The organism is Rheinheimera sp. 1928-s (genome assembly GCF_029269265.1).
Classification (GTDB): domain Bacteria; phylum Pseudomonadota; class Gammaproteobacteria; order Enterobacterales; family Alteromonadaceae; genus Pararheinheimera.
In genome coordinates this window covers 37,780-51,275 of the sequence record NZ_JARIXP010000009.1, presented here as the reverse complement: position 1 = coordinate 51,275, position 13,496 = coordinate 37,780, and the positions used below count along the sequence as shown (strand labels likewise).

Annotated in this window: 9 protein-coding genes; 4 read left to right on the top strand and 5 right to left on the bottom strand. The window is 49.6% G+C overall.

Annotated features, from left to right (window positions below; translation table 11 throughout):
• The first annotated feature begins 18 nt into the window (after nucleotides 1-18).
• Entirely contained in the window at nucleotides 19-1,059 is a 1,041-nt protein-coding gene (locus P3C17_RS18650; RefSeq protein ID WP_300930828.1) for a LacI family DNA-binding transcriptional regulator, read from the top strand.
• A 58-nt stretch (nucleotides 1,060-1,117) separates the two neighbouring features.
• Here the strand turns inward: P3C17_RS18650 and iolB are convergent, their stop codons facing one another.
• Together iolB and P3C17_RS18640 are read right to left on the bottom strand one after the other, a co-directional pair.
• Complete coding sequence (gene iolB, locus P3C17_RS18645) at nucleotides 1,118-1,921, bottom strand: 5-deoxy-glucuronate isomerase (protein WP_300930827.1); 804 nt, start codon at nucleotides 1,919-1,921, stop codon at nucleotides 1,118-1,120.
• A gap of 10 nt (nucleotides 1,922-1,931) precedes the next feature.
• Nucleotides 1,932-2,765, bottom strand: coding sequence for a MurR/RpiR family transcriptional regulator (locus P3C17_RS18640; RefSeq protein WP_300930826.1), 834 nt, complete (start codon nucleotides 2,763-2,765; stop codon nucleotides 1,932-1,934).
• Nucleotides 2,766-2,897: 132 nt separating this feature from the next.
• Here P3C17_RS18640 and iolC point away from each other — a divergent pair, with 132 nt between their 5' ends.
• Genes iolC through P3C17_RS18625 form a run of 3 tightly spaced genes read left to right on the top strand, consistent with a single transcriptional unit; the run spans nucleotide 2,898 to nucleotide 8,225 of the window.
• The gene (iolC, locus tag P3C17_RS18635; protein ID WP_300930825.1) at nucleotides 2,898-4,847 is read left to right on the top strand and encodes a 5-dehydro-2-deoxygluconokinase; all 1,950 of its coding nucleotides are present in this window, start codon (nucleotides 2,898-2,900) and stop codon (nucleotides 4,845-4,847) included.
• Nucleotides 4,844-6,679, top strand: a complete 1,836-nt coding sequence (iolD, locus tag P3C17_RS18630; RefSeq protein ID WP_300930824.1) for a 3D-(3,5/4)-trihydroxycyclohexane-1,2-dione acylhydrolase (decyclizing) — start codon at nucleotides 4,844-4,846, stop codon at nucleotides 6,677-6,679. Before iolC ends, iolD begins: the two co-directional genes overlap by 4 nt.
• Before the next feature lie 28 nt (nucleotides 6,680-6,707).
• A complete protein-coding gene (locus tag P3C17_RS18625) occupies nucleotides 6,708-8,225 on the top strand; it encodes a CoA-acylating methylmalonate-semialdehyde dehydrogenase (RefSeq protein WP_300930823.1) in 1,518 nt (505 codons plus the stop codon).
• Nucleotides 8,226-8,317: 92 nt separating this feature from the next.
• On the opposite strand, the gene P3C17_RS18620 is transcribed toward P3C17_RS18625, so the two are convergent.
• From P3C17_RS18620 to P3C17_RS18610, 3 genes are all read right to left on the bottom strand, one after another.
• Entirely contained in the window at nucleotides 8,318-9,625 is a 1,308-nt protein-coding gene (locus P3C17_RS18620) for a jacalin-like lectin (protein WP_300930822.1), read from the bottom strand.
• A 248-nt stretch (nucleotides 9,626-9,873) separates the two neighbouring features.
• Nucleotides 9,874-11,877, bottom strand: coding sequence for a glycosyl hydrolase 115 family protein (locus tag P3C17_RS18615; protein WP_300930821.1), 2,004 nt, complete (start codon nucleotides 11,875-11,877; stop codon nucleotides 9,874-9,876).
• The gene (locus P3C17_RS18610) at nucleotides 11,874-13,355 is read right to left on the bottom strand and encodes a phosphoesterase (RefSeq protein ID WP_300930820.1); all 1,482 of its coding nucleotides are present in this window, start codon (nucleotides 13,353-13,355) and stop codon (nucleotides 11,874-11,876) included. The genes P3C17_RS18615 and P3C17_RS18610 overlap by 4 nt, the downstream gene beginning before the upstream one ends.
• Nucleotides 13,356-13,496: the final 141 nt, after the last annotated feature.

Genomic DNA, 13,496 nt, shown 5'->3' with positions numbered 1-13,496 from the left:
AAGGGGTATCCCAGAATAATGTCTTCAGTCACCATCAACGATGTAGCCCGCTTTGCTGGCGTCTCGAAAAAAACTGTGTCCAGGGTGATCAATAACGAGATCAATGTCTCGGTCGAAACCCGTGACAAAGTGATGGCTGTTATTAATCAGTTGGGCTTTAAACGCAATCCGTTGGGCATGGCGCTGGCGAAAAATCGTTCTTTGTTTATCGCCCTGCTGGCCGACAATCCTAGTCCTGGTTATTTACAGAAACTGCAAAAAGGCATTTTGCAGTGCTGCAGTGAAGAGCATATGGGCTTATTTTTATACGACTGCCGCTATCGCGCTCCTGGCTTAGTCAATGAAATTGAAGAGTTTATTGATAACACCCTGGCTGATGGCCTGATTTTAGTGCCACCTTTGAGCGACAAGCAGGAACTGCTGGATATGCTGGACCGTAAAAAGGTCTGTTATATGCGCATAGGTCCAAAAAATCAGGGCTGTGGCGACAGTGTAGGTTTTAACGGCGTAAAAGCCGCCTGTGAAATGACCAATTACCTGCTGCGCCTGCGCCATAAAGACATAGCTTTTGTCTTGGGCCATCCGGATCAGGAATCGAGTCRTCGTGTTGAAACTGGTTTTCGCAAAGCTTTTGCCGATCAGGGTTTGCCAGTCAATGAAGCGCTGATAGTACAAGGTTATTACACTTATCAATCCGGTATAGATGCAGCAGCCACCTTACTCAGTAAAAATCCACGCCCTACCGCTATTCTGGCGGCCAACGATGAGATGGCCGCTGGTGTGTTGTATGAAGCGCACAGCAGAGGCATTAAGGTGCCGGATGAGTTGTCGATTTGTGGCATTGATGATATTTCACTGACCACTAAAGTCTGGCCAAATCTGACCACTATGCGCCAGCCTATAGCGACCATTGGCTACCGCGCTGCCTTGATGCTGATTAATAAGCTCAAAGGCAAACCTATGCCAGAAGCGGTGACTCCCGAAGATCAAAGCAATATTTACGATTGCGAATTAATAGTGCGCGACTCCACCTGTGCACCATCTAACCTGCGTACTTGACGCTGTAACAGACAGGCGGGGATAAACTCCGCCCCTCTATTTCTGGCGCTTTGCGTCATCATTTTTTAATAATCCATTCGTGTTGTGGGTCGTTATGAAATACCCACTGCCGCTTAGGTCCTGCCATCACATTTAAGTAATACAGCTGATAACCATGAGGCGCACCTACAGGGTGATAGCCTTCAGGCACCAGCACTACGTTGTTATGCTCCACACAAATAGTTTCATCAATACGTCTGTCGTCTGTATACACCCGCTGGAAAGCAAAACCCTGCTGTGGGTTTAGCTTATGGTAATAAGTTTCTTCCAGCGCACTTTCGCTGGGTAAAGCGTCTGTATCGTGTTTATGCGGTGGATAACTGGACCAATGGCCTGCTGGCGTAATCACTTCTGTGATCAGCAAACGTTCTGCCGGTAAATTACCAAACAGAATATTGCAAATTTGCCGCTCATTAGTGCCCTGCCCTCTGGTTTCGCTGACACAGTCTGATGGCTTAATTAATCGGGCTTGCAACTCACCTTGAGCTGGCGCTTTACATAAGGCCACTTCCAGATTGGTTAAAGCCGTAATTTCCAGCCAGTCACCAGGCGGTAAATACAACGCATAAGGCGCTTTTTGTTCAAATACTGAAGTACGTTCACCAATATTTTTAAAACTTAAGGTTGAGCAAACTAAATCTGCCTGGCCGGATAAAATAACAGCGCAAAGCTCCTGCTGCCCTGTCTGATAGCAGTGTGACTCACCTGCAGAGAGCACCACCACTTCAAAACCTACATACTGCCAGTTGGCATTTTCCGGCGTTATATGCTGAATACGGCCTAAGCTGTCGGCAAGCTGAGGTTTACGGTRTAAATAGGACATCTGTCTCTCCCTATATTGCTGTGACAGCTTCAGTATCGTGAATAAGCGCCAGCACCAGCGCCTGAATTAAATTCATACTGGTATTTAATGAGCGAAATGAATGCACTTCAGCTTCACGCACCAACAAAGTGACATCAGCTTCTGCAGCTAAAGGGCTTAATCTGCTGTCGGTGATCACTATCACTTTGGCCCCTGCGGCATTGGCTCTGTTAATAGCTAACTGGGTTTCCGGGGCGTAAGGTGCAAAACTAATAGCCAGAATCACATCTTCTGATGTGATTAAATTCAATGCCGCCTGTTGCATATAACCCACACCATCCAATAACTGCACAGCAAGACCGGTATTGCTCAGCAGATAACTGGCATAACTTGCCACTGGATAAGCACGGCGTGCGCCCTGCAAATGAATAATGCGCGCCTGAGCCAACAGCTCACAGGCTTGGGTTAGTAAAGCCGGATCCAGCTCTTCAGTCAGCTGCTGCATGGCTCTTTCATTGGCCGCGTTGATTTGTTGCAAATACATCAACCCAGCCTGAGCACCGGGCACTGAATCATCCTGTTTTACTGCAGCTATACGGCTTTGGTAATCAGGACCAGTTTGCACCAGCCGGTCTTTAAACAGCTGCTGCATCTGAGAAAAACCACTAAAGCCAAAGGCATTGGCAAAACGCACCAAAGCAGAAGCATGCACACCTGCCCCTGCAGCAATAGTGGCCGTAGTGCCAAAAGCTACTGTATCCGGATGATCCAGCAAATAGCGGGCAACCTGCTGCAGCCTGTTGCTCAGTGTGACAAAACGCTGCTCAATCAGTTGTTCCAGTTGCTGTTGTGTGCTGCATATCATGCGCTTTCAATTCCTTTAAGCTTTAGCTCTCAATGAGTGTATCCGAATAAAACAAATATTCCAACTATTGTATAAATAGAAAATACATTCTATCCTGCACTGGTCAATTCGTGATCACATTGGAGCGCAGTAATGCACACCACCAGCAAAACTTTAGATCTGATTTGTTTAGGCCGGGCTTCGGTCGATTTATACGGCCAGCAGATTGGCGACCGGCTGCAGGATGTTGGCTCTTTTGCCAAATCTTTAGGCGGCTCGTCCTGTAATATCGCCTTTGGTGCAGCCCGATTGGGCCTGAAAGCCTCAATGCTGACCCGGGTGGGTGATGAGCAGTTTGGTCAGTTTATTCGTGAGGAGCTGCAAAAAGCCGGTTGTGATACCAGCCATGTAGTGACAGATCCTAAACGCCTGACGGCTCTGGCCATTTTATCTATTAAAACCAAGGATCAGTTTCCTCTGCTGTTTTACCGCACTGACTGCGCCGATATGGCGATTGATTGCAGCGACTTTGACGAAGCTTATATCGCCTCCAGCAAAGCTTTACTGATCACAGGCACTCACTTCTCTACCGCTCATGTCGATAAAGTGGCCCGTCACGCCATCAGCTTTGCCCGCAAAAATCAAACCAAAGTGATTTTGGATATCGACTACAGACCCGTACTCTGGGGTTTAACGGCTTTAGGCGAAGGCGACAATCGTTTTGTCTCTAACCAAAGCGTCACCGCCCATTTGCAATCCATTGTGCCTTTATGTGATTTGATTGTTGGCACTGAAGAAGAAATTCATATAGCAGGCGGCAGCACGGACACTATTGAATGCCTGCGTACATTGCGAAAGCTCACCGATGCAGTAATAGTGCTGAAACGCGGCGCAGATGGCTGCAGCATTTTTGAAGCCCAAATTCCGGATGATCTGAATTCGGCCTTTTTCAGTCAGGGTGTCAGAGTTGAAGTGCTGAATGTCTTAGGCGCAGGTGATGCCTTTATGTCCGGCTTTTTACGTGGCTGGCTCAAGGATGAAAGCTACGAGCGCTGCTGCGCTTATGCCAATGCCAGCGGTGCTTTGGTGGTATCCCGCCACGGCTGCGCTCCTGCGGTGCCGACACCAGAAGAGCTGGATTATTATCTGGCCAATCAGCACAAGATCCCAAGACCGGATTTAGACCCGGAACTGAATTACCTGCACAGAGTGACGACACGCAGCCCACAAAGCTGGAACGAGCTTTGTATTCTGGCTTTTGACCACCGTAAACAATGCGTGGATATGGCCAATGCTGTGGGCGCGCCTTTAAGCCGGATCTCCACACTYAAACAACTGATACTGGCCGCCTGTCAGCAGGAAGTGGCAACAGCCAACTGGCAAGTGCAGGCAGGTGTGTTGATTGATGATACTTATGGTCAGGATGCGTTGAACGACGTTACAGGCACTGGCTGGTGGATAGGTCGCCCTGTCGAAGTACCAGCCTCACGACCGCTGGAACTGGAAGGCGGTCGTTCTATTGGTTCCCGTCTTATCAGTTGGCCAAAGCAGCATATCGTCAAATGTCTGGTATTTATGCACCCGGATGATGACGCAGAGCTGTGGCAACAACAGGCCCGACAGCTGGAAGAGCTCTATCGCGCCTGTTGCGTGTCAGGCCATGAACTGCTGATTGAAGTGATACCGCCAGCAGGTTCTGTGCAGGACGATCAGACCATGGTGCGGGCACTGCAGCTGATTTATCAGCGCGGGATCAAACCCGACTGGTGGAAACTGCCGCCGCAAAGCAAAACTTCATGGGCTGCAATTTCAGAGCTGGTGAACCGCGAAGCGCCTCATTGCCGTGGTGTGATCCTGCTGGGCTTAGATGCTCCGGCAGCAGAGCTGATGCAGGCTTTTACCGACAGTGCCGCTTTCCCGCTGTGTAAAGGTTTTGCGATAGGCCGCACTATTTTTGCCAAACCCAGCCAGGCCTGGCTGGCTGGTGAAATTACCGATGCCCTGCTGCAGCAGCAAATTCGCGATAACTACCGTGCTTTGGTCAACGCATGGCTGAACCGTAAAACACCAACTAAACAACAGCAGCAAGAGGTGCAGGCATGAACAGCACAGTACGTTTAACCGCAGCACAAGCTCTGGTTAAGTTTTTAAGCTGTCAGTACATCGAAGAAGATGGTGAAGCCACTCCCCTTTTTGCTGGTGTATTCGCCATTTTTGGTCATGGCAATGTGGCGGCTTTAGGTGAAGCTTTGTATCAGGTGAAAGACAGTCTGCCAACTTACCGCGCCCACAATGAACAAGCTATGGCGCATGCGGCTATCGCCTTTGCCAAAGCCAATAACCGCCGCCGTATAATGGCCTGCACCACATCCATAGGGCCAGGTTCAACCAATATGGTGACAGCTGCAGCACTGGCGCATGTCAATCGCTTACCTTTATTGCTGCTGCCAGGCGATCAGTTTGCCAACCGCAAACCCGACCCCGTATTGCAGCAGGTCGAAAATTTCCAGAATCCGATGACAGCTGCCACGGACTGTTTTATACCGGTCAGCCGTTATTTTGATCGCATTACCAGACCAGAGCAACTGATCCATTCCTTGCCTGTAGCTATGGAAACCTTACTTGATCCGATCAACTGCGGCCCTGTGACTTTAGCTTTGCCCCAGGATGTGCAGGCCGAAGCTTTTGATTACCCTGCTTATTTGTTTGAACAACGTATTCACCGTATTCGTCGTCAGGGCCCGGATGAACAGGAACTGGCCGATGCGCTGGAATTAATACTGGCAGCCCGTAAGCCGCTGATCATCGCAGGTGGTGGTGTGCATTACAGCGGCGCTTGTCAGCAACTGGCCGATTTTGCCGTAGCGCATCGTATTCCTGTGGCAGAAACTCAGGCGGGTAAAGGGGTTTTGCCCTGGCAACATTCCTGCGCTGTAGGTGGTATTGGCGTCACGGGCACGGCAGCCGCCAACCAACTGGCAGCTGAAGCCGATTTGATTATCTCCGTTGGCAGTCGATTGCAGGATTTCACTACTCAGTCCCGCACCGCTTTTGCCGGTAAAACTCTGTTGCAAATTAACGTCGCCCCTTTTGATGCGTTAAAACACAGAGCTAAACCGCTGATCGGCGATGCAGCACTGCTGCTGAAGCTGTTGCATGACGCTATGCCCTGCTGGAAAAGTGAAGACGGCTGGCTGAAAAAGGCGCAGCAACTGAATCAGCAGTGGCAACAATTTTACGACGCAGTGACTGCAGATCCTGGTGCAGGAGTTTTGCCCAGTGACGCTCAGGTATTAGGTGCTGTGAAACGCCAGTCAGAAAAAACCGATGTGGTGGTCTGCGCCGCTGGTGGTTTACCGGGTGAGCTGCATAAATTATGGCGCGCTGAAGGCCCTGGTACTTATCACGTGGAATATGGGTTTTCCTGTATGGGCTACGAAATAGCAGGTGCTTTGGGTGTCAAAATCGCCAGTCCGGCCCGCGAAGTTTTTGTGGTAGTCGGTGATGGTTCCTACCTGATGATGAACTCTGAACTCGCTACGTCTGTGATGCTCGGCCGCAAAATTATTGTGGTGCTGCTGGATAACAGTGGTTATGGCTGCATCAACAGGCTGCAAAAAGGTACAGGCAATGCCGCCTTTAACAATTTACTGCAAGACTGCGAAGGTCAGGCGCCTGCTATTGATTTTGCCGGTCATGCCCGCGCTTTAGGTGCATTGAGTGAAACTGTCGGCAACATCAGCGAACTGGAGCAAGCCATTGGCAGAGCCCGCGCTGCCAGCAAAAGTTATCTGATTGAAATCAAAACCGACCCACAAATCAGCACAGACAACGGCAGCTGGTGGGATGTGGCTATTCCTCAGGTGTCCAGCCAAAGCGGCGTACTGCAGGCCTTGTCTGACTATCAGCAGCAACAACAGAATCAACCTTATTAATAGCAAAGCACTGAGCAGGAATTTTTGTATGCAAACTTTAGGTAACCATATTTTAGGTAACTACATTAACGGCCAGCATATCGCCAGCCACAGCGGCCGCAGCCAAAGCGTATTTAATCCGGCTACAGGCGAAGCCCAAGCACAGGTCAGTCTGGCAACAGCAGACGAAACCCGTGACGCTATTGCCGCAGCTGCGACTGCCTTTCAAAGCTGGAGTCAGGTGACTCCACTAAACCGCTCCCGTGTGATGTTTAAATTTAAAGCCTTACTGGAACAGCATAGAGATGAGCTGGCGCTTTTGATCACCAAAGAGCATGGCAAAGTATTTTCCGATGCTCAGGGTGAGCTGACTCGCGGTATTGAAGTGGTCGAATTTGCCTGTGGTATTCCGCATTTACTCAAAGGCGAACATTCAATGAACGTTGGCCGTGGTGTCGACAGCTACAGCCTGATGCAGCCTTTGGGTGTATGTGCCGGTATTTCGCCATTTAACTTCCCTGCCATGGTGCCTTTGTGGATGTTTCCTATTGCGCTCGCCTGCGGCAATAGCTTTGTGATGAAACCGTCAGAAAAAGACCCGACAGTACCATTAAAACTAGCGGAGCTATTAACCGAAGCAGGTTTACCAGCAGGTGTGTTTAATGTGGTCAACGGCGATAAAGAAGCAGTGGACGTGCTGCTGACCGACTCCCGCGTGCAGGCTGTTAGTTTTGTCGGTTCCACACCAATAGCAGAATATGTTTATGCCACAGGCAGCGCGCATGGCAAAAGAGTACAGGCTTTGGGCGGTGCGAAAAACCATATGCTGGTAATGCCAGATGCCGATCTTGAACAAGTAACCAGCGCTTTAATGGGCGCAGCTTATGGTTCAGCCGGTGAACGTTGTATGGCAATTTCTGTCGCACTTTGTGTTGGTGACGAAGTGGCCGATGCGTTAATAGCGCAGCTGCAACAGGAAATCAGCACATTAAAAGTAGGACCTGGCACAGGTGTCAGCCCAGAACCTCATATGGGCCCTTTGATCAGCCGTCAGCATGCCGACAAAGTGTTAAGTTACATTAATGCCGGTGTGGCTGAAGGCGCAACTCTGGTGGCCGATGGCCGTAACTTTGTCGTCAGTCAGCATCAACAGGGTTATTTTGTTGGCCCTACGCTGTTTGATAAGGTTTCCCCTGATATGAGCATTTACCGTGAAGAAATTTTCGGCCCAGTGCTGGCGGTAGTTCGTGTGCCTTCTTTTGTTGAAGGTCTGGCGCTGATTAACCAACACGAATTTGGTAACGGCACTGCTATTTTCACTGGCAGCGGTGAAGCAGCCCGTGAATTTACTGCCCAGGTGCAAGTCGGTATGGTGGGTGTCAACGTGCCTATTCCTGTGCCTATGGCGTTTCACAGCTTTGGAGGCTGGAAACGCAGCGTGTTTGGGCCATTGAATATGCATGGCCCGGACGGTGTACGTTTTTACACCCGAATGAAAACCATCACAGCCCGCTGGCCTAATGGTCAGGCCCAGGGTAATCAGTTTTCTATGCCGACTATGAAGTAAGACTCAGGTTTTCAACAAAAAGCCCGCTTTGTGCTTATCAAGAGCATCAAGCGGGCTTTTTCTTTAATCACAATTTTAATAACGATCTGGAATTATAAAGCTACAGGGCTATAAATGACGCCGAGCTTGTCGAGTTCAGTTTCAGCACGGCCATGAAAACCACTGATTTGCCAGCCAGCCGGTGCCTGATAGCTGGTGCAATTCGAAGTTTGACTGCCGCCAGTTACACTGCGACCCGCACTGGTTTGCAGGCTGGTGTAAAAAATCCGCATAGCGCCATTACGATTGCCCTGACACAAAGTTACCGACTTCAGGTATTCACCGCTATTCAGGGTTAAGCTGTTTAATGTGCCGCCGTTGCCACCATTGCTAAAGCTTTGGCCATTAGTCAGCTGCAGCCCGATCTGATCCACTCTGCTGCCACTGCGCAAGCTGATTTGACTGACTTTTGGTGTAGCAGGTAACTGGCTGACCGCATTAAAGGACACACCACCATCGCCACCAAACTGATCGCTCATCTTCCTGTTGGCTGGCGTGCTGTAACTCCAGTTTGCAGACAGGGGCGGGTGATCAGACAACTTCAATCCTTCCGGGGTTTCATCATCCTGACGCACCTGATAATCCAGCAGTTGCAGGTTCAGATAACCATTGTCGCGGTACAGTATTTTATCGACAATTTCACAGTTGGCCGCGCTGATTTTTGGCTCACAGACCAAAGCTTCAGCACCCAAAGCCGGAATATCGCCAGAGCGATACAATTCCACCCAGGTATCGGTAAAACCTAAACTCAATAACTCACGGATATTGTCGCCTGTGCGGGTATAACGGGTATTGGTATCCCCCATTACTATCACCGCATTGCCGACTGACTGGGTGCTAATGTATTGTTTTAACTGCAGAATATTWTTACGACGGGCGCTTAAGTCGGCGCTTTCAACCTGAGCCTGAGTATGTAGATTGTAAATATCTACATAAACCCCTTCAGCCAGCCGCACCTGCATCAGCGTAAAACCTTTGGGCGTCAGGCAATCAACGCCGTTGCAGTGGTTCCATTTCACTCGTTTGATGCTGCTGAAAGGCAAATGGCTCATGCTGTTTAAACCGCTGCCAAAACCCATACCTCCTGTAGTGGAGGATCGATAGGTATGAGTGTTGCAGGTGTCGTACAAAGCGGCGTGGTAGTTAAAATCTTCCTGCACGTTCACAATATCAAAGTCGTTTACATAACAGCTGATCTGCTCAGTGGCGGCTTGCCTGTCGCTTTCGGCGCTGGAAAATAACTCCAGTAAACCGGCCACATTATAACTTAAGGTATCAAAGCTGCCGGACTGCTKCGCTGTAACAGGCGCAGCAACACAACAACTGATGCCAAGACCAATCAGTACTGATTTCAAATGCATATCCTTCTCCGTATTTTTATGGGTTATGGTGCACAGAAAACTGGTCCTCGGCGGCAGCCGCTTTGTGCAGCACGACGCAGGACATCGACTCAGAGTTCTCATTTTAAAGAGCAGCTACCCGTCATTTCCTGACAGCTGTTTTTAAAATATTTTTAAAGATCCGCTGAGCCTTGTTCCCTTTGTGTCACTAACACCCCTTGGAAACCCTTTGGACAGAAGGATCTAAATTACAGTCTCGCCTGAACTACTTACCTTGCCTGTGCTATAGCCTCCAAATCAGCCATTACAGGAAAACCATTGTTAGGCCTTCTGTTATCAGGCTGATACCAGTTGGCCCAACGAGGGTTCTGATCCCCCGTTAAACGGCGCTGGTGCAGCAACTGCAACTGAGTTTTTGCCTGTTGCAGCAAGGCTGCGCCCTGCTCGCCCGCCCAGTCAGAACCGGCATAAAGTTTCATCTGCGCCATCTGCAACAGCAGTTGGTTGTAGTTCAGTAAATCCAGATAAAGTTGCAGAGGTAACATCACAAAATCATGATAAAAGACCGGATTTTTTGCAGCATTTAGCCCGGTATTCGCCTGCTGCAAACCGCTCTCTAAAGCGGCGATACGGGGGACTGTGGCATTGAACCAGGGCTGGATCCGTTCTGCTGTCACGCTAAATTCGTGTTTACCAGGTTGTCGCACCGGAGTGTCGGCTAAAAAGCCTTGCAGAACCTTCACCTGCCATAAAATTTCGACATAACCTACCTCTTCGGCATGAGCCTGATGCAACTGCTGCATAGCCCCCACAGCGGCTGGCGTAGCCGTAGCACCAAAGTAGCGGTTGAACCAGTCTGTGGTAAAAGTTTCGCTGTTAAAGACCCTGCCAAGCCGTGCCGACTCTGCATAAGCGGCCAGATTCAGTAAAAAAGGCCGGAAGGTCTGGCCATTCACCATCATGTACTGATCGGCTTTATGCTGCTGGTACATAAAGTCCATCACCTGCTCAATCCGCTTCGGGTAAGGGTCGGCCACATCATGGTTCAACCAGAAGCCGGCATGCACATAAGTGCCCATGGCATGGCCTTTGTCGGACTTAGGTAAATAATCGAACTCACCCCAGCCGTTATCAGACCAGGCCACAATAAAGTCTTTTGGCGGGTTAAAACCGGCATTAAACAGCTCCATGCCATCGTGGTAACAGGTGCATACCTTAATGGCGCCGGGCTTTTGCTGATCCAGCAACTGGCCTAATGCGGCATAAACCTGATTAAATACTTGTGTTTTATCTTCGTTGCATGCGCTTTGATACGGCCAGTCCCAGACCTGATGCCGTGGCCGCAAGCTAAATATATCGGCGCGGCCTATAGGGGTTTCTTTTAAGTAATACAACCACAGGTCTTTCCAGCTCTGCTGATGCTCTGACCAACAGTTGGACTCTTTTTCAGGCAATGAGCCTAATTGGCGCCCCATCATCATATCCACCTGCAGCAACATGCCTTTGTCGTGGATGTAGTCAATCATCCGATCCAGATAAGCTTTGTCGAGCTGGTACTCCGGATAACGGCTTTGGTACTCAGGTCGCTGATAAAACTCAACACGCCCCAACATATCAAACAGCTCAATAGCGTTGTAACGCATCCACACCAGACTATCGACTAAGGCAGTAAAGCTTTCCCAGTCGTATTGCAGCTTAGTGCCACGAAAGTTCGCCAACTCATCGACATCATTTTCAAAATACACCAGCAATGGCACCACCGGAGCGTCAATCCGCTGCGTCTGTAATTGCAACAGTTGTTGCATCGACACAGCTTCAGCCTGGCTGCCCGTCCAGTAACGCAGAGGATCGGTATTCAGATACTGCTGACTAAAATCGTAGACACTGTATTGAGTGCCCTGCACATCAGCTCCGGCCAACAGGATCAACGCTTTGGCGTCTTTTTGCTGATGCATCAGACCTGAACGGGGTGTGCTTATCTCTGCCAGCAAAGTCTGACTTTCTGCATTCAGCAACTGATGCCCTTTTAACTGCCCTGCGACACCTATCAGAATAGTCAGGTTGGCCTCTGCATTAGCCAGCGGACCTTTGGTAATAGTGGCACCAGGCAGCATCGCCAGCTCAGCCTGCAAGTCATTGGCTGCAAGTTCTATCGCTTTGTGGGAACCGGCCGGATAGATCAGATGGATATGATGCGCTCTGGTTTTTGTTGTGCATGAGCTCAGCAGCATCGCCGCTGTTAGTACAACCAGCAATAAGCCGCGCCCAATCATAAGGACACCTTAATAAACACCGGATTGCTGTAAAACCATAAATCGGACCATGGGTTTTCGCCTTTGGCATCAGGCTCTGGTTCCAACTCGTTTTTATTATTGGTGCCACGTAGGCGCAGATATTGGCTGGTGCTGACTTTGCCGAGCGGTAACTCAAAGGTGCTGTAGCCTTCTTTGCTACTCCAATCTTTTGCATAAAAACGTTTAGCGACTTTGGAATCTGGTGCTTCGTCGCTATTTCGCTCTGAGGCGGGGCCTGTGATAAAACCCTGAATCACATCCACTCGTTCAACTTCCGGGTTAAAACCGCCGCCGTTGTTGCTGTTAGGGTCGCGAAAACGTACCCGTAGCACCAGCTCATCGTCAGGTTTTACAGTCAAGGTCTGACCCGCTGTGGCGGTTTTAGCTGAGTTTTTCACTGCCACTTCGACAAACAACTCATTTATTAAATCGCCTGTAGTGACAAAAACCTGCCCTGCTTTGAGTGCTGCAAAAATACTATCGTAGTTTTTATCGGCGTAGACATAAGTTTTGGCGTATTGGCCTGGCCAGAAATCGGCCCAGCCGTCGGTGTAATGGCCATGACTGTCTGATACGCCTGTCACCCACCAGTGTCGACCTTCGCTGAGTAAACTATCCCACACCCCACCTAAACGGGCTGTCATCTGGTCATAACCGCCCATAGTTGGGTAATGCGGGTATTCGCCACGAATGGCGTTTGGGTCTGTGCTGCCATCCGGATTTAAAGTCGCAGCTTGATGACCTTCAGCCCCTGTCATACCGATGACCACATCTGGTGCTGTATCTTGCCAGTCGCGTAATTGTGCTGGGGTCACTTTATTGTACTGCCGAAAACCTGTGGCTAAACGCGCCGGATGATTCACCAAAAGCAAAGGTTTATCCGGTAATTCATTCATAGCTTTAAGTGCTTGCAGCATAAAGCCATCTTCAGCTTTTTCCGGCCCTGGTGGCACACCCTGACGGCCGTTGTAGCGGCTTTCTATCTGGTACAGCTGCTCTGCTTCTGTCGGGCTGTGCGGCATAATAAAACTGGCATGACGGCCCCCAGGGCTATTGCCCGGCACATCAAACTCCATACCGTAAAATTGCAGAATTTGCGGTAAAGCTTTACGTGAGGCTACAAGTTCAGGATAAGCCTGCTCCAACGCCAGTTTGGCGCGATTTGGCCCACCGTGGTCTGTGATCACCATCCAGCTTAAGCCGTAATGTGCTGCCATTTGGGCATTTAGCGGAATAGAGTATTTAGCATCGCCACCTAAAATCGGCGCTGGCGGAAACACAGAGTTATCCCATTTCACGCTGTAATGGGTGTGCACATGGTGATCACCTGCCAACCAGCTTTTAGCTTGTGTTGTATTCTGCTCTGTAGTCGGCTCAGTTGGTACTTGCTGGCAGGAAATCAGCAACACGGCGCTGGTTGCTATCAGCAGAGAATGCAGCCCTAACTTTGATTTCATAAATTTTCTCGTTATTTTCCAGTTCTGCCTGATACAACAGCAAGCACCCAAAAGTGCATAAAATAGCAGCAAAAACAGTCATGACGGAAAGATATACCAAGCATTGACACCGGTGTCAATTATTAATCCATCTGTAGAAGT